The organism is Bradyrhizobium sp. UFLA03-84 (assembly GCF_002289535.1).
Classification (GTDB): Bacteria; Pseudomonadota; Alphaproteobacteria; order Rhizobiales; family Xanthobacteraceae; genus Bradyrhizobium; species Bradyrhizobium viridifuturi.
On sequence record NZ_NSJY01000005.1, the window covers coordinates 1,001,449 to 1,027,848 of the forward strand.

Below are 26,400 nucleotides of genomic sequence, written 5' to 3' on the forward strand. Positions count from 1 at the left end.
GGCCGCCGATGTCCGACAATGTCCTGGTTCTCAACGCCGGTTCATCCAGCATCAAGTTCGGCCTGTTCGACATCGGAGCGGCCGACCCGGAGCTGAGGTGCAAGGGCTTGCTCGACGAGCAGGAGAAGGCGCCGCGCATCGTGGTGACCGACCCATCGGGCAAGCAGTTGTTCGAGAAACGCCGCTCCGGCGACGAAATGACCGATCACGGCCTGCTCGCCGATATCTTCAGCTGGCTCGATGATTATCGCGGAACCGAACAACTCGTCGCCGCGGGCCATCGTATCGTGCATGGCGGGCGCGAGTTTTCCGGTCCCGTCATGCTTGATGAACGAATCATCACGGCGCTCGACGCACTGACGCCGCTGGCGCCGCTGCATCAGCCACGCTGTCTCGCCCCGGTCCGGGCAGTGCAATCCCTGCGGCCCGGACTAACGCAGATCGCCTGCTTTGACACCGCCTTTCATCATGGCCTGGTGCCGCCTGCCAGCCGCTTCGCCGTTCCTCGGAGCCTCGAAGAGCGCGGTATCCGCCGCTACGGATTCCACGGACTTTCCTTCGAATATGTCGCAGACCGCCTCGCAACGCTCGCGCCGACGCAGACACGTACGGTGGTCGCGCATCTCGGCAACGGCGCCAGCCTCTGCGCCCTGCACCATGGCAGGAGCGTCGACACTACGATGGGTCTAACTCCACTCGACGGCCTTGTGATGGGGACGCGCTGCGGAACCATCGATCCTGGGATTCTGCTCTACTTGATGCAGGAAGAGAGGATGTCGGTCGATGCGGTGCAGCACCTGTTGTACGAAGGCTCGGGCCTGCTCGGTGTCTCAGGGGTGTCGGCCGACATGCGCACCCTGCTAACAAGCCGCGAGCCTGCCGCGCGCGAAGCCATCGAGCTCTTCACCTTCCGTGTTGCCGCCGAAGCCGCCGTAATGGCAAACACGATGGCCGGCCTCGACGGCTTGATATTCACCGGCGGCATCGGCGAACACGCGGCCGAGATCAGGCAGCAAATCTGCGACCGCCTTGCCTGGCTCGGTGTCCGGCTCGATCCGGCGGCAAATGCGAAGGGGGCGGCGCGCATCACAGCTCCAGGCAGCCTGATGGACGTGTTGGTCGTTCCGACCAACGAGGAGGCGAGTATTGCGCGGCACTGCCGCCGATTGCTCGTTGCTGGCCTCTAACCTCTCACCCGGCTTCCCGGCGGCGCCGCCACGAGCCGCCGGCCTCCGCTCGCTCAGGCTCCGGATTCCTGCATGATGCGGTCAATCTCGGCGAGGAGCTGGCGAAGCTCATCGACTGAGAAGGTTTCAAGGATGTCCGCGATCTGCTCCCGCAATTTGATTTGCTCGTTTACTAGCCTGAAACTGTCCCGGTCATTCTGTGCCATTGCTCCCCTCGGCGTAATCGGGCCGGGAGCGTCCCGGCTGTCGGCCGCCGGCATGTCATCATGATGCAGCGGCGCCAGCGCCGACGTAGCGCAGCTGAATGCGTTTATCACTTAAGGGAAAGTACTTAGTTCCCGCGTCCAATGCGACGTACCCTGGCACTCATGCCGCCGACGATGTCCACGTGACGAGCTTGCGCGCCAATGCACCGAAAGCATTATCGAAGGCGGTCGCGGCACTCTCGGGCGAGAGAGCCGCGAGGGGGGCGCTTTCCTCGAACAATTGTGCCGCCTTGATCTGCCCGTCGGGGCCCACGATTTTCGCCGACAGCGCCATAACCGCCTTCGGCTGCGGCCCGAGCGCGATCTCGAAGCGCCGCAGGTCGATCAGCAGGCGCGGGACGCCTTCAACGGAACTGTCGGCGCGCAACGGCGCGTGAGAAATGTCATAATTTTCAAAGCTCTGCTGGAGGCGCGCCTGCAGCAGCACCGGCAAGCTGTCGCTCCATTGTGCGTCCGCGAAGCCGGCGACGTCCTCGTCGGGCGTAAACAGGAAGCGCTGCGTTTGCAGGCGCGCGATCGCGGTCGGCTCCGCCATCGCCATGGGGGAAGGCAACGATCCGCCGTGCTGCGGACCGAATTCCGCAACGGCGTGAAGATCGTAGACAACCTTGCGGGGCGCGACGGCTCCGCTCGTCATGCGCTCCAGCCCCGCCACTATGCCGTCGAGCTTCGGGGTGTTGCGTGCCAGGCCTTCGGCGAAAGTGCCGAGGTTCTCAATAGTGCTGTGCAGCGGCGCGGAATTCTCCGACAGGACGGCATCGACCCGGCGTAGCGCATCGCGCGCCGCCTGCGTCATGCTCCGCCCGGCGCCCTTTTCGGCCACCAGCGGTGCGCGCGCCGGCGGTGCCGCGGGATCGTCACCTCCCTCGAGCGCGATCACCGGAACGCCGGTCAGGCCTTGGAAATCAACACCGACGCGCGTGTCGCTATGCACCGGCGTGCGCTCGGCGACGGCGATCGTGGCGTGAACCTCGCGAGGGCGTTCCGGCACCAGTTCGAGCGCAGTCACCTCGCCAACACGGATGCCGTTGAAGAGCACGCCTGCACCCACGAGAAGCCCGGGCACGGGATCCGTGAAGACGAGGTGGTAGCTCTCCCGCTTGCCGATACCTCCGACGTTGTTCAGCCAGTAGACGAAGCCAAACACGGCGACGATCGCCGACAATACGAATGCACCGACGACAATATAGGGCGCGCGAATTTCCATATCTATCTCTCTTGCCTAGGTGCCAAAGCCAAGCGTCTGGGCCCGGGCACCGTGAAAGTAAGCCTTGACCCAGGGATGGTCGGATTCGAGCACTGATGACAGCGGCCCGACCGTTACGATCCGCCCGTCGGCGAGTGCGGCGACCCGATCGCAAATAGCCTGCAAACTGTTGAGGTCGTGCGTGACCATGAATACGGTGAAGCGCAGCGTACGGTGCAATGTTCGAATCAGGGCGTCGAACTCGCCCGCCGCGATTGGATCGAGGCCCGAAGTCGGCTCGTCCAGGAACAGCAGGGCAGGATCCAACGCGAGCGCCCGGGCGAGCGCGACCCGCTTGGTCATTCCGCCGGAAAGTTCGGAAGGAAACTTGTCGCCATCCGCTCGGGAGAGGCCCACCATCTCCAGCTTCGCATCTGCGATCTCATCGAGAAGCCGTGGCGAAAGGTGCGCATTCTCACGCAGAGGAAACTGAACATTCTGTCGCGCCGTCAAGGCGGAGAAGAGCGCCCCTTGCTGGAACAGGATTCCCCAGCTGCGCTCGCCCTTCCTGACATTTGCGAAGTCGATCTGTCCGCCGCGCCTCGGCAGCAGCCCGACCAGGGTTCGCATCAGCACGGATTTACCGCCGCCCGACGCACCGACGAGGCCGAGGATCTCCCCTTCCCTCACGTCGAGATTGAGATGGTTGAGGATCGTCTTGTTGCCGAAGCCGACCACCAGATTGCGGATATGAATCGCGGTCGAGCCGGTCATGACTACATCCCGATCGAGGCAAAGAAGACGGCGAACAGCCCGTCGAGCACGATGACCAGGAAGATCGATTTCACGACCGATGCAGTCGTCTGCTGCCCCAGCGACTCCGCGCTTCCCTTGACACTCAAGCCCTCCATCGCCGCGACGAGCCCGATCACCAGCGCCATGAATGGCGCCTTGATGATGCCGACCTCGAAATGCGTGACGGAAACCGCCTCATGGAGGCGTGCGATGAAGATGGCGGGACTCATGCCGCCGTAGAGCCAAGCGATAAGTCCGCCGCCATAGAGGGCCGCGAGCGAGCCGATAAAGGCAAGGACAGGCAGCGCCACGACGAGCGCCAGTACCCGCGGCAGGATTAGCACCGCGATCGGATCGAGCCCCATGGTGCTCAGCGCGTCGATCTCCTCGCGCATCTTCATTGCACCGATCTCGGCCGTGTACGCACTGCCCGATCGTCCGGCCACCATGATGGCGACGATCAGCACGCCGATTTCGCGCAACACCAGGATGCCGACCATGTCGACGACATAGGATTCGGCGCCGAAACGGCGGAAATGGAAGATTCCCTGCTGAGCGATGATGGCGCCGATCAGGAACGTGATCAGCGCCATGATCGGCACGGCTTGCCATCCCACCCGACCGAGCTGATACACGGTCGACGTCAGTCGAAACGACCGGGGATGCTTGACAACGCCGAATAACGCCGCGCTGAACGCACCAAGCATGTGCAGGAAGCCAGCCGAATCGGTCACAAGCCGCCTGCTCCCGCGGCCGAGTTGATCGAGCCTTTCCAGCAGAGGATTGACCGATCCGTGGTCGGTGGGCTCGGAACGGTTTAGCCCTCGCACCTCATCCAGCAGATCGCCATACGCACCGTCCGCGCCAGTCAGTGCGGCTCTGGTCGTGCCGCCGCGGGCCAGCCTTTCAAGCAGCCAGGCCCCGACGGTGTCGAGCGCAGTGACGCGGCTTAGATCGATCGCTCCGATGTCCGCCCCTGCCGCGCGCGCACACACCCGCTCCAACACCTCGACATTGGCAACGTTCCAGGCCCCGCCTGCCGCAAGCACGCGCGGATCGTCTTCATTCGCTGTCAATACGGGTACGTTGAGCAACAGGCCGCCTCCGACTTAGAAGGTCAAGTATAGGAGGCCGAAGCCGGCAGAGTTTGACCCAACGCAATTGGCTCGCGGCTCGGAGCCGTTCTTGATGCAAATCAACGGCTTGTTGAGCCACAGGATTATTTGTTGCCGGATTGGCCCGGCAGCAAGGGCCCGTTAGGGAGATTGCAATGAACCGTCCAGCCTTCAGACCCCTGCAGAATACAGCATTGCCGCACTCGTTCAGGATGATCCGCCTGGAACGCGCGCGTGAACACGATCATCCCGAGGGCGAACCTGCGATCGGCTATGTTATCGTTGCTCCGCTCGACGCCGCGTCGCAGATCGATGTCGAGACCTGGAAGGCCTATCGCGAGGCCTGCCGCGTCGTTCGCCAACGGCCCGCCGAGGACGATCAGCTCGGCCACCTCGTGCATGGTCCGGGCGGCAGCTGGCGCTTCCACTATGACGTGACCGGCACGGCCGCCGACGAAGCGGGACATCATTTCGGGGACGAGCGCTTCACGCTCGGCGAATATGTCTCTGTCCGCGAGGCGGACGGCATGCATCCCTATCGTGTCGTCGCCGTCACACCGCTTTGATCGGCCCGTGCCTGATCAGGATGTCGGTCCCTACGGCATCCGCCACCGGAAGGGAAAGGTCGAGGACGACATTGACGACCCCGCGATCGTGCGGCTCCCTCGCGGCAGAGAATCCGAGCTCGTGACACATGCTCAGCATGGTCGTGTTCTCAGTCAGCACTCCACCGGACAGCCGCTTCAGTCCTTCCGACCTCGCATAGCGGATCAGGAGCTGCATGAGCGCCCATCCAAGGCCTTTGCCCTTGAGGTCGGACTGCAGCAGGATGGCGTATTCGGCGGTCTGGTAGAGTGAATCCGAGTGAAGCTGGACCGTGCCCAGCATCTCGCCGGTTTGCGAGTCCAGCGCGACGAAAGCCATCGCGCGGGCATAGTCGAGCTGGGTCAGGCGCGCAATGAACGAATGGGAGAACTTCTTCACCGCATGGAAGAAGCGCAGCCTGAGGTCCTCGATGGTCACGCGCTTGAAAAAGGATTCGACCATGGGCTCGTCTTCCGGCCGCATCGGCCGAACCGCGACACGTGAACCATCTCGCAGGCTGAGCTCGCCTTCCCATTGCGATGGGTAGGGCCGCACGGCGAGCCGGGTCTGACCGGCAAACAGCCGCACCGGCTTGCGGACCGCCACGCGCGCGTCAAGCGCCAGCACGCCCGTTTCGTCCGCCAGCAATGGATTGATGTCGAGCTCGGCAATCTCTGGAATATCGGCAGCCATCTGCGCCAGTTTGACGAGCGTAAGCGGCACGACGTCGGCAGGAACCGCGGGCACATCGCGATAGGCTGCCAGCAGTCGCGAGACCCGCGTCCGCCCGACCAGGTCACGGGCCAGGTTCATGTCGAGCGGCGGCAGCGCCAGCGCCTTGTCGTTGATCACTTCGACCGCCGTCCCGCCGCGACCAAACACGATCACCGGGCCGAAGGTGGGATCGTCGGCAATTCCGAGGATCAGTTCCCGAGCCGCACGCCGCACGATCATCGGCTGGATCGTCACCCCCTGCAGGCTGGCATCCGGGCGAGCGCTCCGGGCGCGCGCCAGCACCGTCCTCGCTGCCTCGGCGACACTTTCGCGGGTCCGTAAACCGAGGATGACGCCACCGATATCCGACTTGTGCGTGATGTCGCGCGAGAACAGTTTGACGGCGACCGCCAGCCCCCTTGCCAGGAACGGTTCAGCCTTGTCTGCGGCATCGTCGGCGTCGCAGGCAGCGACCGTGGGCACAATCGGAATACCATACGCTTCGAACAGCGCGACGATTTCGACCGGATCGAGCCATTGGCGTCCGTCCGATAACACCTGCCCGATCACGCGCTTCGCTGCCGCCGTGTTCGGCGTGAATGCCGAGGTAACGCTGGGCGGAGTTGCGGCAAGCGCGAGAGACGCTTCGTGATAGCGCACCAGATACATGAAGGCACGCACCGCATCATCCTCAGTCGGAAAATGCGGAATACCGGCAGCCTCGAAGGTCGCACTGGTACGTTTATCGGTGCCGGCCCACGCGGCAAGCACCAACGGGGCGACCGCACCGCTTTTGGCACGGCGGTCACCGACACGCCGTGCCACGGCTTCGGCGATGCTCTCAGCCGACGCGACAGCCGTTTCCACATTCATGACCAGAATGGCATCGCCATTGGCGTCCTCGAGCAGCCCGTCAAGTGCCGCGATGTAGCGCGCAGCATTCGCATCGCCGGCAATGTCGACGGGATTGCCGCGCGACCAGCTGGGCGGCAGCACCTTGTCGAGCGACGCAACCGTGTCCGCGGACAAGCTGGCGGCCTCACCACCCAGCTCCGCGAGCCGGTCGATCGCAAGGATGCCGATCCCGCCACCATTGGTCAGAAGCGTGAGGCGGTTGCCGCGCGGGACAAAGCCGCGTCCGAGGAGCTCGGCGCAATCGAACAGCTCACGCAGGTCGTATACGCGAAGCATGCCGGCGCGGCGAAAGGCTGCGTCGTACACGGCATCCGATCCGGCCAGCGCGCCGGTATGGGTGGCCGCAGCCTTGGCACCCACCGCCATCCGCCCCGATTTGACGACGATCACCGGCTTCAGCCGCGCAGCGGCGCGCGCCGCCGACATGAACTTGCGCGCATCCTTGACGCTCTCAATGTAGAGCAGGATCGCCTTGGTATGGTCGTCCTGTGCGAAATAGTCGAGCAAGTCGGCGACGTCGACATCGAGCTGATCGCCGATCGACACGATGCCTGAAAAGCCAAGCCGCCGTTCGGCCGCCCACTCGATCATCGCCGCCGCAATAGCGCCGGATTGCGAGATCAGAGCCACTCGACCGTCGGACGGGTGATCGGCCGCAAAGCTGGCATTGAGCTTGGCGCGGGGTATCATTACCCCCATGCAATTTGGTCCAATCAAGCGCACGCCGTGCATGCGCGCGATCCGCGAAATCGTCTCGGCAACCGAGCCCGGGCCATGGCCAAGGCCTGTCGACAGAATCACCGCACCAGCGATGCCGACCGCGGCGCCATCCGAGATAATCCCGGGGATCGCCGCAGCAGGCGCGGTTATGACGATAATATCTGGAACGAATGGAAGCGATTTTATGTTCGGAACGGTCTCCTCGCCGTCGATCATGGCGTAGTTTGGGTTGACCACGGCGATCCGACCGGCGAAGCCGCTCGCCTTGAGGTTCATGAGAACGGCCAAGCCAAGCGACGCTGGACGCGAACTGCCACCAACCACCGCGATAGTCCGAGGCGAAAAAACCCGCTCTAGACCAAACGTAGACATCGAACAGTCTCGCAGGGAACGAGCGGAGGCGTCTGCCGCTTCGTGCAGCGCGCCAAGGCTCGCATGACATCCTCGCGAGCAATGATACCGAGCAGATGGTGATATTTGTCGATCACGGGCAGGCTTTTGAGACGATGGGTGACCATCAGTTGCAGAACGCGCTGCAGATTGGTGTCCGGTTCGACCGAGATCACGTCGGACGACATGATCTCGTCGACTGTTGTTCCCATGCGATCGTCGTAGTGCGGCAGTATGTGATCAGTCGTGCAGGTGAACACCTTCAGCGCATCGAGCTTGGTGACGAACCCGACCACGGCATCATCACGCAAGACGGGATAGGCGTCATAATCTTCCTGTGCGAACAGGCGGTACAGATCGCCTACGGTCATTTCGGGAGCGACGCTTCGCACCGACTTCGTCATGTTGTTCGCGACAGTTTCCTGGAGGAATTCGTACATGATTGATCCCTTTGGGCTTACGACATCCGGCGGACGCGTCGCCATCTAAGGAGCAACGCGTCCGCGACGCGCTCACGCCGCCGTCTTGATGTCGATCTGCTTGCTCTGCTTGGGAGCCGGCTTCTTGACCGTGACCTTGAGCACGCCCTTGGCGATTTCCGCGCTCACGTCCTCAGCCTTGACGCCGTCGGGCAAGGCAACCGACCGCGCGAACGAGCCGAAGCTGCGCTCGATCAGATGATAGTCCTTGTCCTTTTCCTCACGCTCACTCTTCTTCTCACCACGGATCGTGAGCATGTTGTCGGCGAGGTTGAGCTGAACGTCCTTGGTCTCCAGGCCGGGCAGCTCGGCGGAAATCTCGACCGTCTTGTCGGTCTCGCTGACGTCCATGCGCGGCATCATCGCCGCCGGCGCGGCGAACGTCGAAAAATTGCGGCCGAAGCCATCGAACAGCCGGTCGATTTCCTGTTGCAGGACTGTGAAGGGGTTGGTTTCGCGCCGTGCCACGGCTCGCTCGGTTCCAACGGGAATTAGATCTTTGATCATCGGTGCCTCCTGTTGAGTCTCAGTTGCGAGGCAAACCTAGACGGGAACGCCCGATCGGCGTTGACGAGGATCAAAACAGGACCAATGCGACGTGATCAAAGAGAGGTCACGAACCTCAGCGAGTCCCCTCATGCACGCGATGATCCTGCCCGCACGCGGCGAAAGGCTGCAATATGTGGAACGGCCGGATCCCGTTCCCGGCCCGGGCGAAGTGCGCGTCAAGATCAGCGCCTGTGGAGTTTGCCGCACCGACCTTCATGTGGTCGACGGAGAGCTGCCCAACATCGCTTATCCGATCGTTCCCGGCCATGAAGTGGTTGGCCGCATCGACGCGCTGGGTCACGGCATAAGCGAAGCGCTTCTCGGTACGCGCGTCGGCGTTCCCTGGCTCGGTTCAACCTGCGGACACTGTCCGTACTGCCGAGAGGGCAAGGAAAACCTCTGCGACAATCCCATCTTCACCGGCTACACCCGGGACGGCGGCTTTGCGACCCACCTGGTGGCGGACGCGCGCTACTGCTTTCCGCTCGGCGAGCACGGTGAAGATGTCGAGCTGGCGCCCCTGCTGTGCGCAGGCCTGATCGGCTGGCGCTCGCTTGTGATGGCCGGTCGCGGCCGCAAGCTCGGCATTTACGGCTTTGGCGCGGCGGGGCACATCGCAGCGCAGATGGCTCGCTGGCAAGAGCGAGATGTCTACGCCTTCACCCGCACAGGCGACGTCGAGGCTCAGCGTTTGGCATTGTCGCTCGGCGCATGTTGGGCCGGCGCCTCCGAGGATCGGCCGCCGGTGGAGCTTGACGCCGCAATCATCTACGCGCCGGCCGGCCCCCTCGTCCCGCTTGCTTTGCGTGCGCTGCGCAAAGGCGGACGGGTGGTCTGCGCCGGCATCCACATGTCGGATATTCCAAGCTTTCCATACAGCATTCTCTGGGGCGAGCGGCAGATCGTGTCGGTCGCCAATCTCACCCGGCAGGACGGCACCGACTTTCTCAAGAGTGCAGCAAAGGCCGGCGTTCGAACACACGTCACCGTTTTCCCACTGGACCAGGCGAACGAAGCGCTCTCGCTCCTGCGTGACGGCCAGCTTGTCGGCGCGGCCGTCCTGAAGCCATGACGACGCCGGCGCCATCAGCCGACCTGAGCGCGGACGAACTTGACCAAGCCGCCGTGTTGACGTTCCTGGCCGGATCGGGCCGGTCGAACGAGGCCGTGCAGCGGATCGATACGCATTGTTCGATCATTTTCCTCGAGCCATCGCGCGCCCTGAAGATCAAGCGCGCGGTCAAGCTCCCATATCTGGACTTCTCGACGTTGGAGAAGCGCCGGCGTGCTTGCGAAAGCGAAATCACCGTCAACAAGCGCCATGCACCGTCAATCTATCGTGGGGTCGTCCCGATCACGCGTGAGCGCAATGGCCTGGCGATCGGAGGGGCGGGCCCCGTCATTGAATGGGCGGTTGAAATGGCTCGTTTTGACGAAAGCAAGGCCCTCGACCGCCTTGCGACGGGTGTCCTTGAACCCGAGCTCGGCGACGACTTGGCCGCCGTGCTGCTCGATTCTCATCGGGCTGCTGTCATCAGCGAGGGAGCGAGCTGGCTTGCCTCGCTTCCCGTGATCGTTGGTCGCAACACGGAACAGTTCCGCAGCATACCAAGCCTCGCCCGCGACCGAATCGACAAACTGCACGAGCTAAGTCATCGCGAAATGGCACGAAATCGCGAGCTCTTGCTTGCCCGTGCAGCGTCGGGGCAGGTGCGGCACTGCCACGGCGACGCACACCTCGGCAACATCGTCATGATTGAGGGCAGGCCGGTCCTGTTCGACGCGATCGAGTTTGACGCGAATATCGCGACGACGGATGTTCTGTACGATTTCGCGTTCCCTCTGATGGATCTGCTCGCGTTTGGGCGCGATGCTGTCGCCAACAGACTATTCAACAGCTACATGCAGGCCGCCTGGGCCGCACAGTCAACCGCGCTGTCCCTGCTGCCACTGTTTCTCTCAATTCGCGCTGCAATTCGTGCCAACGTGCTCTTCACCAAACAGCAGCAACATCCGCACGACCGAACAATCGCCACGATCGCGACCAGATATTTCGACCTCGCACTGCAGCTCATCGCACCTCGGCGCCCGACCCTTCTCGCGATTGGTGGAAGATCAGGCACAGGCAAGAGTGTGCTGGCACGTGACATGGCTCCCTTGATCGGGCCGCCACCTGGCGCGCTGGTCTTGCGATCAGACGTCATTCGCAAGCAGCTTCATAACGTGAGCGAGCACACGGCGCTGCCCGCGGCGACCTATACCCCCAAGGCTTCCGATCGCGTCTATCAGGTTATGCTGGAGCAAGCCGCGAAAACGCTGGCCCAAGGGGTCTCGGTAACCCTCGATGCGGCATTCCTGAACCGGGCCGAGCGTGATGCCGCGGAAGTCGTCGCCCGCAACGCTCAGGTCGAATTCCACGGCATGTTCCTGACCGCGGATCTTGCCACACGGCTGCATCGCGTGACATCGCGGCGACACGACGCCTCGGACGCGAACGCCGACGTCGTCCTGCTTCAGGAGAACATCGAGACTGGATCTATTGGTTGGAGCGTTGTCGACGCGTCCGGCACACCGGCGACCACGCTTGAACGCAGCAAGTCCCGTCTGTGAACGGTTTTACGGCGCGGATTGGCAATCGACTACCTAAGGGAAACTCCTGAATTGGTTGATGCCGTCGCGTCTGGCACCATTCCTCCGCCAACAGGAGGATTTCCATGAAACGCCGATTGACCCTTATCTTCGTCGGCAGTGCGATCCTCGCGGTCGCACTCGCTTTGTTCTGCAACTGGTACTTCCCGGACGTGATGCCGCTTGCCACGACCGAGCCGACAGTCCATGGCTGGCGGCTGGATGCCGCATTTGCTGTCTCCGCAGTCAGGTGGACTGCGGCATTTGTTGCTGCGGCATCCGCAGTGGCATTGATGCTGATGAGCGTCAGCAAGCGCCCTACAAAGCTCGAAGGGCGCTAGACGCTTCCTTTCAAAAGCGCTCGCGGCATTCGCCATCGACTCTCCAAGGGCCGGCCTAGAGCCGGCCTTTGGCTATTGGATCGTCGCGAAAATTGCTCGGATGGATCATCTTGAATCCACATCGATCCGATCGTGTCGTGACGACGACCGGTGGATGCCCTTGACTCCAGTCGATCGAACGATGCCGCGCTGCATGTCCGGGTACATGCGACAGGACGATGCGGGCACGCGTCGTGGATCCGTGAGCCATGGTGAACGGCGCATCAACCAAACCTCTCGAAGCGGTAGGCTGTCAGGCTTGTCGTCGCCATAAGCTCCAGAGACTGCCGATCAGCAAGACCCCGGTCACGAGCAAGATAGCCACAAACATTTGCACGATGTCGAACTTCAGGGAGTCACGAGCGACTAACAACGCGGTGATGAGTCCCGCGAAGGCAAGAAAAATACGAAGGATCAGACTCATGACTTCCTCCTGGAGCCGCGGGGGCCTGGCGCCGACGACCATGGCGGCGCCCATCTCATAGGCTTGGTAGTGGTTCTCGCCAGCGAGGAATTGCGACGGATCAATGCTGCAGAACATACTGTCCGGGTGCATCCTCGAGCGGCGGTCCGCCTTCTGGCGCATGAAGCGACGGCTGCGCCGGTATCCAGGCGTCTGAATGCGCCGTGAGGAAGCGAACCCATTCCAGCCACCAAGATCCCTCGCGATGCGCCGCCTTTGCGAGCCACTCGTCGGGGCCGACATAGGGCTGATCCCTCTTCTTCTCCAGGACCTGATAGGTGTGCCCCGGCTCCGAAGGCGGGGCCACTATGCCGGCATTGTGGCCACCGCTCGCCAGCGCGAAAGTGATATCGGCGTCCGCGAGCAGATGGATCTTGTGAACCGACCGCCACGGCGCCACATGATCGCGCACCGTGCCGACCACGAACATCGGAGCACGGAGATCGGACAGCGCGACCGGATGCCCGTCCACCGCATAGCGCCCCTCGGCGAGGTCATTGTCGAGAAACAGCTTGCGCAGATAGTCCGCATGCATCCGGTAAGGCATCCGCGTGGCGTCAGCATTCCACGACATCAGGTCGCTCGGAGCGGTTCGCTCGCCCATCAGATAGTCGCGGACCAGGCGCGACCAGATCATGTCGTTCGATCGAAGCAGTTGGAACGCACCAGCCATCTGCGCCGCCTCGAGCACGCCGCGTCGCCACATCATGTCTTCGAGGAACGCAACCTGGCTCTCGTTGATGAACAGCGTCAGCTCACCCGCCTCAGTGAAATCGACCTGAGCAGCCAGCAGCGTCACTGATCGCAGGCAGCCGGGCCGCTCCTCCTGCAGGCGGGCCGCGGCGATCGCGAGCAGCGTACCGCCGAGGCAATAACCCGTGGCGTGAATCGCGCGCCCGGGAGCGATCTGATTGATCGCCTCGATTGCCGCTTCGACCCCGAGCTTGCGATAATGATCGAAACCAAGATCACGGTCGGCCGGCCCGGGATTGCGCCATGAGATCGCAAACACGGTGAAGCCGCGTTCGACCATGAAGCGTATCAGGGAATTCTGCGGGGAGAGGTCGAGTATGTAATATTTCATGATCCAGGCCGGTACGATCAGCACGGGCTCCGGGCAGACATCCGCGGTCACGGGCGCGTATTGTATGAGCTCGATCAGTTCGTTTCGGTAGACGACCTTGCCCTCGGTCGTGGCGACGTCCTTGCCGACTACGAACTGAAGGGGCTCGGACGATTGGCCTCCGAACCACTTTCTGCAATCATCCAGCCAGTTGTGCCAACCCGATACGAAGTTGCCCCCACCCGAATCCATCATCTGGCGCAGCACTTCGGGGTTGCTGAGCGAGAAATTGGACGGCGCTGCGGCGTCGAGACACTGGCGGACAACGAAATCCACGATCGCTGCGTTTCCCTTCGAAACGCCATGCAATCCGCTTGCCGCCGAATGCCACCACTGCTCGCCGAGCAGGAACGCCTGGGCCATGACATTGAAGGCCGGCAATGCCCAGTCCGCGCCGGAAAACCGGTTGTCTCCCGGCTGAGGCCTGACCATGAACCAGGGCTGCCACGCAGCATGCGGCGTCGATATCATGCGCGCGAACCGCGAACCGTCGCCCAATGCCTTGAGGGCAAGCTCAAGCCGCTTGCCTGGCGACGCGGCGAGATGCAACTGCCAATCGGCGAAAGCAAGCGCGAGGCTGGCGGGAGAAAGTCCGCCGGTCCACTGCGCCATCGCCGCATGGACCAAATGGTCGATCGATCGGGCGTTGGTCAACGCCTCGCGCTCGGACAGCACGGGAGCCGATGCTCCGGCCGCAACCGAATCGTCATTGGCAGGGGCCGCCGATTGGTCGAGAATTGCATTGACTGTCACCGCTCGCCTCCTTGCCCGCGCTCGTCAGCACGAGCCTCATGCTGCCCCGGCCACCGGAACCACTCCGGCACCAAACATCGCCCGCTTAGCTGAGACGGAACCGCTGCCGACCCAGCGCCACGATCTCGCAGTCGGTCGGATGATCGCTCGCCTCGACATGCAGATTGAGATCAGGCCTTTCCGCCTTCAGGTAGTGCACCAACTCCGTCTTCTCGGTACCCGGGCCGATGATCAGCAGGTCGGTGCAACTGCCCAAGGCCTCTACAACCCTGGCGAGAAATGTCGGGTCAACCTGGACGCGACCATCGCCAATCGTGTTCGCCTTATGATGAAGATGCTGCGACGGCAAATGAGCATGCACGGCAGCCGCACTGACGCCCGTAAGCCCCACACCGAATATCTTCGCAACGAGGTGATCGATCCAGACGACCGCGCGTGTATGCGTTTGAACGGTGATCTCGCTCATGAATGACCTCCAGTGCCTGCTTTCTCTGCGTTCTCTCTCAATCGCAACGCCAGGGCCGCAAGCAGTTCCCTGCGGCTGACAATGCCGACGACAACTCCGGCGCAAATCACCGGAACCTGTGACACGTCGTAGATATCCATCTGAGCGACGACGTCGCCGATCGAGGCTTCCACATCGACGGTGATCGGCGCAGGGCTCATGATCGTCGCGACACGCAACGAGCGCATACGTTCGCGCTCCGGCGTGTTCTCCGCGATTCCGAGCAGCGATTCCAACCAGTTTCCGGATGGTGGGTTGACGCCAAGCTCATCGCGATGAAGGAAGTCGCCCTCTGAGATCATGCCGACGAGATCACCGTCATCGTTGATGACCGGCAGGCCGCGCTGATCGGTTTCGAGCAGCAGCTGGACGGCATCGAGTACGGCAGCAGTGGGCTTGATCGTCGCGAACGAACTGCGCATCACATCGGTTGCAAGCATTGTCGCTCCTCCCATTCAGCACATATGCTGGCCGCCATTGATCGAAAGCGTCGATCCGGTAATGAACCCCGCTTCATCTGCGGCAAGGAAGACGACGGCTCGGGCGATCTCTTCCGGCTCGCCCAACCGCCCGACCGGAATCTGCGGGAGGATCGCGCCCCGCATGACGTCTGTCGGCACGGCAGCGAGCATCTCTGTGTTGATGTAGCCCGGACAGATCGCGTTGACCGTAATCCCCGACCGCGCACTTTCGAGGGCAAGCGCACGGGTGAAGCCGAGCTCGGCGGCTTTCGCCGCGGCATAATTCGTCTGGCCGATCTGGCCCTTCTGTCCGTTGATGGACGAGATGTTGATGATCCGCCCGAACTTGCGCGCCCGCATACCCTCGATGAGCGGCCTGCACATATTGAACAGTGAATCCAGATCGGTCCGGATCACCGCATCCCATTGCGGCTTGGTCATTCGATGCAGCGTGGCGTCGCGCACGATGCCGGCGTTGTTGACCAGAATGTCGATCGGCCCGAGAGACGCTTCCACCTTGCGGACACCCGCCGCACAGGCTTCGAAGCTCGCGACGTCCCACTGGAAGACGCCGATTCCGGTCTGATCATGAAACTGACGCGCGGCCTCGGTATTCCCTGCGTAGCTGGCCGCCACCTGATATCCCGCCCCGGCGAGGGCCCGCGAAATTGCAGCGCCAATTCCCCGGCTCCCACCCGTTACCAATGCGACGCGTGCCATGCCCGCTCCTCCAACGTCTCGGCAAGACAAATGGGCGAAATTCGCATCCGGCGGATTGATCTCGCTCAAACGGGGGCAACAAGCGCGTATGAGGCAGATCAAACTGTGCCGTGCGGGCCTGTGCTTTGATGGACCTATCGCTTCCACGCTTCAGGAGAACGGCTCATGTTCAAGAACATCCTGGTCCACATTCCCACGGAACTGTCGCCGCGTCCCGCGGTGGACGGATCGGTTTCGCTCGCACTCGATACGGGCGCGCATCTCGATGCAGTTGCGATCGGCTACGAGACGTCCAGCATCCCGTTCGTCACCGAAGGCGGTGCGGCCGTCGCCTCCCTCTTCGAGGTCGAGCGTGCACAGGCGCTCGAACGCGCGGAAGCGGCGTTGCGCGTCTTCGATATTGAGGCCCGGAATGCGGGAATCTCGTACACGACCCGCGCCGCGGCTGCCATTCCGATCGATGCCCGCGAGATCGTCTGCGCGAACGCGCGACTGCACGACCTGACTGTGGTGATCCAGCCGCAGCGTGAGCACGACAGCTACGACAACGTCATCCCGCGGGAGCTCCTGTTTGAAGCCGGGGGGCCGGTCCTGTTCATGCCCTACACGTTCCACGGCGCATTCTCCGCCAAGCGGATCGGAATCTGCTGGGATGGCAGCCGGCTTGCCGCTCGGGCGTTGCATGACGCGATGCCGCTGCTGCGCGCGGCTGACGCCCTCATCATCGTCACCATCGACGGCCCTGACCCGATGCCCGAGGAGAGTTCCACGGATCATCTGGTGCGATACCTTGCCAAGGCAGGTCTTCCGGCCAAGGTCACGTCGCTGCCCGCGTCCCGTTCGGAAGTCCAGTCGATCCTGCTGTCGATCGCGGCAGACGAGGGCCTCGACCTCTTGGTGATGGGCGGATACGGCCACTCCCGGCTGCAGGAGACCCTGCTCGGCGGCGTAACGCGCGACATGCTTCGCGCGATGACCGTTCCAGTCCTGATGTCCCATTGAACGCGAGTCGGATCGTGAGACATCCCGCCAGGACACTCCTCCATTGCGCCGGTTACGGCGCCGTCGCCATCAGCATGATCTGCGCCGTGCCCGCTCCGGCGGTAGCGGATCAGGAACAAGGCCGGCGCCTTGCACAGCTCTACTGCGCCCGTTGCCACGCAATCGACAAGGTCAGCCCGAGCCCATTGAAGATCGCGCCGCCGTTCCGAACCCTGCACGAGCGCTATCCGGTCGAGATGCTGCAGGAAGCGCTGGCGGAGGGAATTGTGACGGGGCACCCGACCATGCCCCAGTTCAGCTTCGAACCAGACCAAGTCAACGACTTCATCCTGTTCTTGAAGTCGCTGGAGACCGGCAAAGCCAACCGTTGAGGCAGGTCAACATGCCGTGTGAGCAAAGGTCTTAGATTTCAATTTTCAACCCGGAGGTCCATATGCGCGCGCATCAGGTCATGACCAAGCATATCATCGCGGTCAGCCCGCACACGAAGATCATGGATGCTGCCAACATCATGCTGCGATGTCACCTCAGCGGGCTGCCGGTGATGGACGAGGACGGCACGCTCAAGGGTATGGTGTCGGAGGGAGATTTCCTGCAGCGCGCCGAGATCGGAACAGGACACAAGCGCTCGGCTTGGCTGGAACTGTTCACGGGCGTCGGTCGCGCTGCGACCGATTTCGTGCACGAGCGCGGCCGCAAGGTCGAGGACGTCATGACCACGAATCCAATCACCGTCGGAGAGCAGACGCCGCTCGATGAGATCGTGCATCTGATGCACAAGCACGGCGTGAAGCGCGTGCCGGTGGTGAACGGAAAGACCATGGTCGGGATCGTCACTCGAGCGGACATCTTGCAGGCCGTCGCGTCGCTGGCCCGCGAGGTTCCGGACCCGACGGCCGATGACACTCACATCCGTGAACGGATCATGCGCGAGATCAACGCGACCGGCTGGCGACCTGCCGGCTTCCAGGTCTGGGTGCGCAATGGCGCCGTACACCTGCATGGCCTGATCTTCGACGACCGCGCCCGCCAGGCAGCGATGGTGCTCGCGGAAAACACCTCGGGCGTCAAGGAAGTGCATGATCATCTTTGCTTCGTCGACGGCTACTCCGGCTACTACGTCGAATCGCCGGAGGACATCAAGGCAGCCGGCTGATCGGATATGAGGAGACCTAAAGATGGCAATGGATACGCTGTTCATCGTCTCGGTCGTCGGCCTCATCTTCTCGTCTTTTGCGCTGGTGCTCGCCCTGACTGATCACAGCACGACGCGCTGGCAGCGTCTGGAGAAGGACGAGGATCGATCCAGCATACGCGCCTCCTTTCCCGACAAGCACATCGCCTGATCCGGCTGTTGATACGCGCGTCCCGGAAGCCGGCGTCTCGCAGCGCGCGCGAGTTTGCCTTGCCCCCAGATTTCGGACCTACGTACATATACGTAAGTGGTTTCTACTTAGGTGAAATATCCAAATTTCCGCGCCCGTTAGTTGCGGTCAATGTGCCTCCATCGATCTTCCCTTCAATGGAGCGTCGCCGTGTTGACCCAGACCGTTGTTTCCTCCGCAATTAGCCATCATCCGACCAGCATCCTTGACCGGCAGGCTCGTGCCGAAGGGCCCTTTGGCATGATCGGGACCCCGATGCGGTTCGCACGCAACAGCGAGATCTACGGCGAGGACGAAGCCGCGGAATATCTTTATCAGATCGTCTCCGGCGCCGTCCGGACCTACAGGATCCTGGATGACGGACGCCGCCAGATCGGCGCATTCTATCTGCCCGGTGATATCTTCGGCTTCGAGGCCGGCGAAACCCATATCTCCTCGGCCGAGGCGATCTGCGAGACGCGGGTCATCGTGGTCAAGCGCTCCGCGCTCATGGTCCGTGCGGGTCATGAAAAGGATCTGGCGCGCCAACTCTGGGACGCGACGGCCCAGGAATTGCGCCGGTTTCAGGAACACCTGATGCTCCTGATCTGCAGTGCGGAGGAGCGGGTCGTTGGCTTCCTGCACGAGATGGCGCGCCGCACCGTCAAGAACGCCGCCATCGAGCTTCCGATGTCGCGGCAGGATATCGCCGACTATCTGGGCCTGACGATCGAAACGGTGTCGCGCACCTTTACCCAGCTCGAGCAGACCGGCGTAATCTCCCTTCCGACCTCGCGCCGGGTCGAACTGCGCAGGCGCGCGAACTGCAATCGGATTTTGGTGGGTTGAGGTTGTTGCAGGCCTTGTCGGCGAGAGTCTCGGAATGCGGGTTACTATTCGGAGCGGCGCGACCGATTGTCGACGATCGCGCCCTCCGGAATCGCCAATCCGAAACTGCGTTCGTTGACGATCTTGCCGGCGCCCGTGCACCCTACGACGATGAACCATCAACCGCCGTAGGCATATGGGTTCGGGTAGGCGCGCCATCGGCGTGCTAGACCCCTCCAGGATAGATCGCCTGCCGGTGGATCTCCTTGCCCAAATCGTCCACAATCACAATATGACGGTCAACATCACCGATCGGTTGTCGATCTCGAATTTGTTTGGCCATTAGCTCGCTGTGCCTGATCGCGTCGGCATCGCTTGCGAACGCGAGCCCGACGCGATCACGGGCAGGAACACCATCCTTCATGTCGAAGTAATAGGTTCTCATAAGCGCCTCTCGTGCATCGTCGCCATGGACATCTTCCTTGTTCAGTGAGCCGGCGCCGGAACGATCTTCAAACGAATCCTGGACTGAAGGCCCGTCGAACGGATTTTGTTCAACTTGATATCGTGCTGTCGTCCGGAACAAGCTGGGGAGAGCGGCGCGTGTCCGCGTCCCACTTTCGGAAATACACGGCATGCGCTCCCGGGATGCTTACGCAATGATGCATCTTGGCAAATTCCGCAACGTTCGCGGCGGCTATCTCGTTGATCCCAAACAGCCGTTCATAATCATGTTCGGAGATTTTCAGAACGGTGCCAGTCTCGAGACGATTGAGCCGCGATCGCAACGCGGCAAGAGTGAAGTTCGTGTCCATCAAAATTGCAAAGACCTCAAGCCGGGCTCGATCTATGAACGTTATCGGAAATCCAAGTCGCCTTGCCGTGGGTTCTCCATTCAACCCGCAGCGGCATTCCGCGCGAGCTACCCCGGTCCTCGCCCCACGCTGCGAGCCGATGCTGCCAACGCCTCATATCCGGCCGCGATCTTCATGAAGTGCTCGCGAGTGGCCTGGTCCCGATATCGACCGGCCTGACGCCTCGTCCGCTCAGCGCGGGCCTCCCAATAGGTCGCGTCGTCCTGTGGTTTCTTCCGCGCTGACCCCGCAGCATTCTCGGCCGGTCTTCTCGACGGCCGCAAATCCACGGCAGCATCGCGCTCACATCGCTTCGGCTGCGGCTTTGCATGTTCTGAGCGCTTCACGAAGACACCCAACGACAAGGCTCCCTAGGCAGGCTCTTTGCGGATCAGTCCATCGCCGGTTCGGGAACGATCGCGCGCTCCTGGAACTGATCATACGCCTCCAGCGCGTCGGCGGCATACATCAGGGACGGCCCACCGCCCATGTAGATCGCCATTGCGAGCGTCTCCTCGACCTGCTTGCGACTGACCTTGAGTTTGACCAGCGCTTCGGCATGGAAACCGATGCATCCGTCGCAGTGGGCGGCGACGCCGAGAGCAAGCGCGATCAATTCTTTTGTCCTGGTGTCCAGAGCACCATCTTTCGTTGCCGCCTGCGCCAGGGCCGAGAACGCGCGCATGGTTTCCGGAATATCGCGGCGCAAGTCGCCGAGGTTACCGGAAATATGCTTGCAGAGGTCGGAATAGTCTTTTCTCATATCAATTCCAGTCTTCGGCATAGAGGTTAGCTAGGAAGCGCGGGTCTGCCGACGCGCATGTCGGCAAACGCCACCTTTCACCAACGCAGCCCACGAAACACGATCCCTCTGAAGGACGTGGCCTGCAGGAATGCTCTCATCTGACGTGCGCCTCATTCCTGTTCATTGCGCCAGATCAAACCAGGTGCACTTTCTCGGCTTGCGTCAGACCGACAACAATTTCCGAAGGGCAGCCGTCTTCAGCGGTATCCGGCGCATCGGCGGCAGCGACCTGTTCATCGAGTCAGAACCTGCTGACGAACTCGCCGAACTGGGCGAGATCGAACGGCCGCGCCGGCTGGCAAGCCGCGGGGCCTTCCGCCACCAACGGTGCTGGATGTCGCTACCGAGCAACGGTGGGCGGGGTGACATATCCGTGACAGCGCACTCGGCGCTGTTGCGCCGCTACCTTTCGTGTGGATGCCGCGCTGGGAATTGTGTTACGGTGCCGGACAGCCATTGATTCCATTGCGGAATTTCGAATGGGCCAGTCTGGATAATGCGTTAGGGGACATTCCGCGTGCCGCCGATCCAATACATCGTCGAAGGCGGCCGCCGCCTCTCGGGCACCATCGAGCCGTCGGGCAACAAGAACTCAGCGCTGCCGATCATCGCAGCCGCCCTGCTCACCGAGCACCCGGTTACGCTGACCAACGTGCCGCGCATTCGCGACACCGAAACCCTGGTCGAGCTCTGCCGCTCGGTCGGCGCCACCGCCGAATGGACCGAGCGCAACACGCTGCAGATCCACGCCAAGGAAATCCGCGCCGCCGATCTCGATCCGGCGCTGTGCGCGCGCATCCGCGCCTCGATCCTCTTGGCAGGCCCGCTGCTGGCCCGCTGCGGCGAGGTCGCACTGCCGCCGCCCGGCGGCGACGTGATCGGCCGCCGCCGGCTTGACACGCACTTCCTCGCCTTCGAGCAGCTCGGCGCCACGGTAACTGCGACGCACCGGCTGGAATTCCGCGCCTCGAAGCTGAAGGGCGCGGACGTGTTCCTCGACGAGCCCAGCGTGACCGCAACGGAAAACGCGCTGGTCGCCGCCGTCGCCGCCCGCGGCACCACCTACCTGCGCAACGCGGCCTCCGAGCCGCATGTGCAGGACCTCGCGAATTTCCTGATCGCGCTCGGCGCCAGGATCGAAGGTGTCGGCACCAACACCATCATCGTGCACGGGCCCGCGACGCTCGGCAGTACCACTTTCGCGATCCAGCCCGACCATATCGAAGTCGGATCGCTGATCGGGCTTGCCGCGGTGACCCGATCTCCGCTGCGCATCGCCCGCGCCGGCGTCGAGCATCTGCGCTCGATCCGGATGGGCTTTGAGCGGCTCGGCATCGTCTGCGGCGTGGAGGGCGACGACCTCGTCGTGCCGTCGAACCAGACCATGAAGATCCACGACGATTTCGGCGGTCACGTGCCGAAGCTCGAGGACCAGCCCTGGCCGGCGTTCCCCGCCGACCTGATGTCGATCGCGATCGTCACCGCGACGCAGTGCGATGGCGTCATCCTGATGCACGAGAAGATGTTCGAGTCGCGGATGTTCTTCGTCGACAATCTGATCGCGATGGGTGGCCGCATCGTGCTGTGCGACCCGCACCGCGCGATCGTGGCCGGCCCGAGCCGGCTGCGCGGCGCGCCGATGAATTCGCCCGACATCCGCGCCGGTATGGCGATGCTGCTGGCTGCGGTGTGCGCCAACGGCACCTCCACCATCAACAACGCCGACCAGATCGAGCGCGGCTATGAGCGGATCGACGAACGGCTCAATGCGCTCGGCGCCAAGATCAAGCGGATACCCGCGCGAACATAACCCCCTGCGGCAGCTTGGCCATCCTTCCGGCCGGTTTGCCGTGCTAGACGTGCCGTCATGACCTGCATCGACAAGATCGACCCGGCCGCGTCGCGCGCGGCCGTCGTCCCCTCTCGCAAGCTGCTCACGGCCGAGCTCGCGGAAACGCTGAAGCTCGCGGTGCCGCTTGCGCTGACGCAGCTCGGCCAGATCGCGATGATGACGACCGACCTCGCCTTCATCGGCCGGCTCGGCAGCGAGAACGTCGCCGCGGCGGCGCTGGCGCATACCGTGTATTTCGTCAGCTTCACCATCGGCATGGGCATGATGTCCGCGGTCTCGCCGCTGGCCGCGCAGGCGTTCGGCGCACGCGACCCGCGCGTGATGCGGCGCGCGCTCCGCGTCGGGCTGTGGGCCGGCTTCTTCATGGTGCTGCCGCTGATGGCGCTGCCGTTCCACGGCGAGCGCATCCTGCTCGCGCTTGGCCAGACCCAGGCGACCGCGCATCTGGCGCAGCAATATCTGTTCGGACTCGGCTGGGGCATTTTGCCGGCGCTGTGGTTCATCGCGATCCGCGGCTTCATGAGCGCGGTGAACCGGCCAGAGCCGGTGCTCTGGATCACGCTTGCGGCGATTCCGGCCAACGCGCTGATGGTCTATCTTCTGCTCTATGGCAAATGGGGCATGCCCGAACTCGGCATGTTCGGCGCCGGACTTGCGACCACGATCGTCAATCTCGGCACCTTCCTCGCCGGCGCGTGGTTCGCGGCGCGGCGGCGTCCGTTCCGCAAGTACCATGTGTTCAGCCGCGTCTGGCGCATCGACTGGCCCTTGATGGGCAAGCTCGTCGCGATCGGCGCACCGATCTCGATCGCCTTCCTGCTGGAATACGGCCTGTTCGGCGCGGCCGGCCTCTTGATGGGGCTGATCAGCACCACGGCGCTGGCGGCGCACCAGATCGCGCTGCAGATCGCGGCGATCCTGTTCATGGTGCCGTTCGGCGTCAGCATGGCCGCCACCGTGCGGGTCGGCCAGGCGGTCGGCCGCCGCGACACCGACGCGGTGCAGCGCGCCGGCTTCGTCGCGGTCGCGCTCTCCGGCGTCTTCATGAGTGTGATGACGCTCGCGGTGATCCTGGCGCGCTTCGAGATCGCGGCGCTGTTCCTCGGCGAAGCCTCAGACGCCACCGCGCAGCTCACCGCGATGCTGCTGCTGATCGGCGCGACGTTTTTCATCGCCGACGGCGTCCAGACCACCAGCGCCGGCGCGTTGCGCGGCATGAACGACACCCAGGTGCCGCTGCTGTTCGCCGTCATCAGCTATTGGCTCGTCGGCTTCGCGTCGGCCTCCGCCCTCGCCTTTTCGGCCAAGCTCAATGCCCCCGGCGTCTGGATCGGATTGTCGCTCGGCACCGCGGTTTATGCGACCCTCCTGATCTTGCGTTTCCGCCTGCTGGCACGCAGACTGGCGGGATGAGGGTCGACGAGGTCACGCCGAACGTGGATTCCGACGCGCTGCTAACCGGCGCGCAATTCATCGACGCGTTCCGGATCGCGACCACGCAACCGGACCTCGATGCGCGGCGCGCCACCGAGACGATGTTGGGCCAGCAGCCGCGCTGGGCCAAATGGCTGATTGCCTTGCGAAACGTTCTGGTCACGCCGCTCGGCCTGAAGACCTCGGGCGCGGCCGACGGCGTGGGGCGCGACATGATCGGGCTATTCCCCGTGGTCAGCGAGACGCCCGAGCGGCTGGTCGCCGGCTTCAACGACAAGCATCTCGACTTCCGCCTGGTGGTCGACGTCACCAACACCGGCGCCGCGCGCAGCATCACCGCCACCACGCTGGTGCTGACCCACAATTGGCTCGGCCGCACCTATCTCGCGGTGATCATGCCGTTCCACCGGCTAATCGTGCCGGCGATGCTGCGCAAGGTGGGAGAGTAGCGCGTGGCGTTGGCGGTCGACCTGTTCTTCTCGTTCCGCAGTCCCTACAGCTATCTGGCGCTGCCGAAGACGTTGCAGATGGTGTCCGACTACGACGTCGAGGTTACTTTGCGGCCGGTCTATCCGCTCGCGGTGCGCGTGCCCGGCTTCTTCAAGAAGACCAATCCGCAGTTCGCTCGCTATGTCGTGCTCGATTCCCGCCGCGTCGCCGAGCACGAGAACATCCCGTTCCGCTTTCCGCGTCCCGACCCGATCGTGCAGGACATGACGACGCTCGACGTCGCCGCGCATCAGCCCTACATCCATCGCCTGACCCGGCTCGGCGCCGCAGCCCAGCTCGAAGGACGATCGCTTGTCTTCACCTCCGCCATCAGCCGCGTGCTATGGGACGGCTCGGTGAAGGGCTGGAACGAGGGCGATCATCTGGCGCAAGCGGCTGATGCCTCAGGCTTCGATCTCGCCGCAATGGATGCGGCCGTCGCCGCCGATCCCGATCGCTACGAAGCGGTGATCAAGGGCAATGAGGACGCGCACGCGGCGTCCGGCCATTGGGGCGTGCCGACCTTCGTATTCGCCGGTGAGCCGTTCTTCGGTCAGGACCGCATCGACCTCCTGATCTGGCGCATGGAGAGCAAGGGCCTGACCCGGCGCAGCGCCTAGCTCAGGCTCATGCCGCGTTCTTCTCCGGCGTGTCGGCGACGATCTTCTCCGCAGCCTCGGCGTTGGTGCACCAATTGCCGTGACAGCGCTTGAGGTCGTTGAGATTCTGCCGCATCTGGTCGAGCGAGAAGCCGAGTGCGTAGAAGCGTTCGGCGGCATCGACCGGCAGGCCGCGGATCAGGCCATCCCTGCGCACCGCGGCGACCTCCTCGCTATAAGCATGCAGCGCCGCGTCGACCGGCGCTATGTCGGCAGGGCCGCTGCCGGCGCGCAAGGCGGCCGCGACTGCCACCATGTAGGTCACGATCGCCTTGCTGACCTCGGCCAGCGGCCGCGCCAGCCTGGCCTGGATGTCGGCCGGCAGCGGCACGACGCAGGCCCGCCCGATCATCACGACGTCATGCCGCAGCCGCTGGATGGTCCGCAGCAGCGGGCCGGTATCCGGCCCCGATGATAGATGCATCGAGCGCTCGCGCTCGGCCTCGAGGCCGGTCGCGTGCAGATTCGTCACCGCGCTGCCGATGCCGTCCTGGATCCGGTGCAGCGCGTCGTTGTCGAGACCGCGGGTCAGGCCGGCGAGCAATTCGGCGAACGCCGCCGAGAGCAGTTCCAGCAGCTTCGATGCATTGACCCTGATCTGGCTGACCGCTCGCGACGGCAGCACCAGGAACGAGATCACAAGGCCGGTGAGCGCGCCGACCGTAACCTCGAGCACGCGGTCGATCGCCGAATCCAGCGGGTTTGAGTGATGCATCGTCGGCAGCAGCAGCACGATCACTGCCGTCACCGTCGCCGAGTTCAGGCTGGGATTGAGCGCGGCGATGAAGGCCAGCGGCACGATCGCCAGCACCAGCAGCGCCAGCAGGCTGCCCTCGCCGGAATGCGGGATCAGCACGGCGATCGCGCCGCCATAGATGGCGCCGCCGATGGTGCCGAGCATGTAGTCGCGGGTTGCCTTCAGTGAGCGGCCGACGCTCATCTGGGTCACGATCAACGAGGTCAGCACCGCCCAGAGCGGCAGCATGAGGTTGAGCGCCAGCGCGACGGTATAGGCCGCGACGCCGGCGGAGGCGATCCGGACCGCCAGCGCCAGCTGCGTCTTGCGGGTCCAAAGCCTGTCGAACATGCGTTTTGCGAAGGTCCTCATGCACCCTGATCCGCAATCAATGGAAAGGCCTATGTTAAAGGACGTCGAGCATGGCTGCTGCCCGCGGCGGC

Annotated in this window: 31 protein-coding genes; 16 read left to right on the plus strand and 15 right to left on the minus strand. The window is 63.3% G+C overall.

Going from position 1 to position 26,400, the window contains the following annotated elements:
• Positions 1-8: 8 nt before the first annotated feature.
• Positions 9-1,187, plus strand: a complete 1,179-nt coding sequence (locus tag CK489_RS07455) for an acetate/propionate family kinase (protein WP_095731794.1) — start codon at positions 9-11, stop codon at positions 1,185-1,187.
• Positions 1,188-1,240: 53 nt separating this feature from the next.
• Here the strand turns inward: CK489_RS07455 and CK489_RS41250 are convergent, their stop codons facing one another.
• From CK489_RS41250 to CK489_RS07475, 4 genes are all read right to left on the minus strand, one after another.
• A complete protein-coding gene (locus CK489_RS41250; protein WP_158226415.1) occupies positions 1,241-1,393 on the minus strand; it encodes a hypothetical protein in 153 nt (50 codons plus the stop codon).
• Between the two features lie 160 nt (positions 1,394-1,553).
• Entirely contained in the window at positions 1,554-2,660 is a 1,107-nt protein-coding gene (locus CK489_RS07465) for an ABC-type transport auxiliary lipoprotein family protein (RefSeq protein WP_050629107.1), read from the minus strand.
• Between the two features lie 15 nt (positions 2,661-2,675).
• Positions 2,676-3,413, minus strand: a complete 738-nt coding sequence (locus CK489_RS07470; protein ID WP_050629106.1) for an ABC transporter ATP-binding protein — start codon at positions 3,411-3,413, stop codon at positions 2,676-2,678.
• 2 nt (positions 3,414-3,415) lie between these two features.
• Complete coding sequence (locus tag CK489_RS07475; RefSeq protein WP_502694104.1) at positions 3,416-4,528, minus strand: MlaE family ABC transporter permease; 1,113 nt, start codon at positions 4,526-4,528, stop codon at positions 3,416-3,418.
• Positions 4,529-4,704: 176 nt separating this feature from the next.
• Between CK489_RS07475 and CK489_RS07480 the strand changes: the two genes are divergently transcribed.
• Positions 4,705-5,115, plus strand: a complete 411-nt coding sequence (locus CK489_RS07480; protein ID WP_050629104.1) for a hypothetical protein — start codon at positions 4,705-4,707, stop codon at positions 5,113-5,115.
• Here the strand turns inward: CK489_RS07480 and CK489_RS07485 are convergent.
• From CK489_RS07485 to CK489_RS07495, 3 genes are all read right to left on the minus strand, one after another.
• On the minus strand, positions 5,102-7,855 hold the full coding sequence (locus tag CK489_RS07485) for a bifunctional acetate--CoA ligase family protein/GNAT family N-acetyltransferase (protein ID WP_095731796.1): 2,754 nt from the start codon (positions 7,853-7,855) through the stop codon (positions 5,102-5,104). The two genes, CK489_RS07480 and CK489_RS07485, sit on opposite strands and share 14 nt — an antisense overlap.
• Positions 7,837-8,313, minus strand: a complete 477-nt coding sequence (locus CK489_RS07490; RefSeq protein WP_050629102.1) for a CBS domain-containing protein — start codon at positions 8,311-8,313, stop codon at positions 7,837-7,839. The genes CK489_RS07485 and CK489_RS07490 overlap by 19 nt, the downstream gene beginning before the upstream one ends.
• Positions 8,314-8,385: 72 nt before the next feature.
• Positions 8,386-8,859 carry an Hsp20/alpha crystallin family protein gene (locus CK489_RS07495; protein ID WP_095731797.1) on the minus strand — a complete coding sequence of 158 codons (474 nt, stop codon included), beginning with the start codon at positions 8,857-8,859 and terminating at the stop codon, positions 8,386-8,388.
• 130 nt (positions 8,860-8,989) lie between these two features.
• Here CK489_RS07495 and CK489_RS07500 point away from each other — a divergent pair, with 130 nt between their 5' ends.
• From CK489_RS07500 to CK489_RS07510, 3 genes are all read left to right on the plus strand, one after another.
• Positions 8,990-9,973: a zinc-dependent alcohol dehydrogenase family protein gene (locus CK489_RS07500; RefSeq protein ID WP_095731798.1), complete on the plus strand. Its 984-nt coding sequence runs from the start codon at positions 8,990-8,992 to the stop codon at positions 9,971-9,973.
• Positions 9,970-11,511, plus strand: a complete 1,542-nt coding sequence (locus CK489_RS07505) for a bifunctional aminoglycoside phosphotransferase/ATP-binding protein (RefSeq protein WP_095731799.1) — start codon at positions 9,970-9,972, stop codon at positions 11,509-11,511. Before CK489_RS07500 ends, CK489_RS07505 begins: the two co-directional genes overlap by 4 nt.
• A gap of 104 nt (positions 11,512-11,615) precedes the next feature.
• The gene (locus tag CK489_RS07510) at positions 11,616-11,870 is read left to right on the plus strand and encodes a hypothetical protein (RefSeq protein WP_050629100.1); all 255 of its coding nucleotides are present in this window, start codon (positions 11,616-11,618) and stop codon (positions 11,868-11,870) included.
• 292 nt (positions 11,871-12,162) lie between these two features.
• Here CK489_RS07510 and CK489_RS07515 read toward each other — a convergent pair whose 3' ends face one another.
• The 5 genes from CK489_RS07515 to phbB all read right to left on the minus strand — a co-directional run bounded on the left by CK489_RS07515 (position 12,163) and on the right by phbB (position 15,934).
• Complete coding sequence (locus CK489_RS07515; RefSeq protein WP_095731800.1) at positions 12,163-12,450, minus strand: hypothetical protein; 288 nt, start codon at positions 12,448-12,450, stop codon at positions 12,163-12,165.
• The gene (locus tag CK489_RS07520; protein WP_095731801.1) at positions 12,434-14,248 is read right to left on the minus strand and encodes a PHA/PHB synthase family protein; all 1,815 of its coding nucleotides are present in this window, start codon (positions 14,246-14,248) and stop codon (positions 12,434-12,436) included. The genes CK489_RS07515 and CK489_RS07520 overlap by 17 nt, the downstream gene beginning before the upstream one ends.
• Before the next feature lie 85 nt (positions 14,249-14,333).
• Entirely contained in the window at positions 14,334-14,714 is a 381-nt protein-coding gene (locus CK489_RS07525; protein WP_050629098.1) for a hypothetical protein, read from the minus strand.
• The gene (locus CK489_RS07530; RefSeq protein WP_050629097.1) at positions 14,711-15,193 is read right to left on the minus strand and encodes a CBS domain-containing protein; all 483 of its coding nucleotides are present in this window, start codon (positions 15,191-15,193) and stop codon (positions 14,711-14,713) included. The genes CK489_RS07525 and CK489_RS07530 overlap by 4 nt, the downstream gene beginning before the upstream one ends.
• 15 nt (positions 15,194-15,208) lie before the next feature.
• Entirely contained in the window at positions 15,209-15,934 is a 726-nt protein-coding gene (phbB, locus tag CK489_RS07535; RefSeq protein ID WP_095731802.1) for an acetoacetyl-CoA reductase, read from the minus strand.
• Between the two features lie 165 nt (positions 15,935-16,099).
• Between phbB and CK489_RS07540 the strand changes: the two genes are divergently transcribed.
• The 5 genes from CK489_RS07540 to CK489_RS07555 all read left to right on the plus strand — a co-directional run bounded on the left by CK489_RS07540 (position 16,100) and on the right by CK489_RS07555 (position 19,149).
• Positions 16,100-16,936 carry a universal stress protein gene (locus CK489_RS07540; RefSeq protein WP_095731803.1) on the plus strand — a complete coding sequence of 279 codons (837 nt, stop codon included), beginning with the start codon at positions 16,100-16,102 and terminating at the stop codon, positions 16,934-16,936.
• Positions 16,937-17,010: 74 nt separating this feature from the next.
• Positions 17,011-17,307 carry a c-type cytochrome gene (locus CK489_RS07545; RefSeq protein ID WP_094194018.1) on the plus strand — a complete coding sequence of 99 codons (297 nt, stop codon included), beginning with the start codon at positions 17,011-17,013 and terminating at the stop codon, positions 17,305-17,307.
• Positions 17,308-17,369: 62 nt separating this feature from the next.
• The gene (locus CK489_RS07550; protein ID WP_050629095.1) at positions 17,370-18,092 is read left to right on the plus strand and encodes a CBS domain-containing protein; all 723 of its coding nucleotides are present in this window, start codon (positions 17,370-17,372) and stop codon (positions 18,090-18,092) included.
• Positions 18,093-18,114: 22 nt separating this feature from the next.
• A complete protein-coding gene (locus tag CK489_RS41255; RefSeq protein WP_157860929.1) occupies positions 18,115-18,282 on the plus strand; it encodes a hypothetical protein in 168 nt (55 codons plus the stop codon).
• Between the two features lie 189 nt (positions 18,283-18,471).
• Positions 18,472-19,149: a helix-turn-helix domain-containing protein gene (locus CK489_RS07555; RefSeq protein WP_063781859.1), complete on the plus strand. Its 678-nt coding sequence runs from the start codon at positions 18,472-18,474 to the stop codon at positions 19,147-19,149.
• 205 nt (positions 19,150-19,354) lie between these two features.
• On the opposite strand, the gene CK489_RS42760 is transcribed toward CK489_RS07555, so the two are convergent.
• Positions 19,355-19,765, minus strand: coding sequence for a DUF6894 family protein (locus CK489_RS42760; protein WP_349626920.1), 411 nt, complete (start codon positions 19,763-19,765; stop codon positions 19,355-19,357).
• 22 nt (positions 19,766-19,787) lie between these two features.
• On the opposite strand from CK489_RS42760, the gene CK489_RS41260 reads away from it, so the two are divergent.
• Positions 19,788-20,162, plus strand: a complete 375-nt coding sequence (locus tag CK489_RS41260) for a hypothetical protein (RefSeq protein WP_158226416.1) — start codon at positions 19,788-19,790, stop codon at positions 20,160-20,162.
• A 211-nt stretch (positions 20,163-20,373) separates the two neighbouring features.
• Here the strand turns inward: CK489_RS41260 and CK489_RS07570 are convergent, their stop codons facing one another.
• Positions 20,374-20,745 (minus strand): carboxymuconolactone decarboxylase family protein, encoded by a 372-nt coding sequence (locus CK489_RS07570; RefSeq protein WP_050629091.1) that lies wholly within the window; start codon positions 20,743-20,745, stop codon positions 20,374-20,376.
• A 130-nt stretch (positions 20,746-20,875) separates the two neighbouring features.
• Here CK489_RS07570 and CK489_RS40640 point away from each other — a divergent pair, with 130 nt between their 5' ends.
• Genes CK489_RS40640 through CK489_RS07590 form a run of 5 tightly spaced genes read left to right on the plus strand, consistent with a single transcriptional unit; the run spans position 20,876 to position 25,182 of the window.
• Positions 20,876-21,247, plus strand: a complete 372-nt coding sequence (locus CK489_RS40640) for a hypothetical protein (protein ID WP_143278108.1) — start codon at positions 20,876-20,878, stop codon at positions 21,245-21,247.
• Positions 21,248-21,304: 57 nt separating this feature from the next.
• Positions 21,305-22,597, plus strand: a complete 1,293-nt coding sequence (gene murA, locus CK489_RS07575; protein ID WP_050629089.1) for a UDP-N-acetylglucosamine 1-carboxyvinyltransferase — start codon at positions 21,305-21,307, stop codon at positions 22,595-22,597.
• Between the two features lie 57 nt (positions 22,598-22,654).
• Complete coding sequence (locus CK489_RS07580) at positions 22,655-24,052, plus strand: MATE family efflux transporter (protein ID WP_095731804.1); 1,398 nt, start codon at positions 22,655-22,657, stop codon at positions 24,050-24,052.
• Entirely contained in the window at positions 24,049-24,522 is a 474-nt protein-coding gene (locus tag CK489_RS07585; protein ID WP_095731805.1) for a DUF2867 domain-containing protein, read from the plus strand. The genes CK489_RS07580 and CK489_RS07585 overlap by 4 nt, the downstream gene beginning before the upstream one ends.
• Positions 24,523-24,525: 3 nt before the next feature.
• A complete protein-coding gene (locus CK489_RS07590; protein WP_095731806.1) occupies positions 24,526-25,182 on the plus strand; it encodes a 2-hydroxychromene-2-carboxylate isomerase in 657 nt (218 codons plus the stop codon).
• Between the two features lie 7 nt (positions 25,183-25,189).
• Here the strand turns inward: CK489_RS07590 and CK489_RS07595 are convergent, their stop codons facing one another.
• A complete protein-coding gene (locus tag CK489_RS07595; RefSeq protein ID WP_095731807.1) occupies positions 25,190-26,329 on the minus strand; it encodes an FUSC family protein in 1,140 nt (379 codons plus the stop codon).
• Between the last annotated feature and the right edge of the window lie 71 nt (positions 26,330-26,400).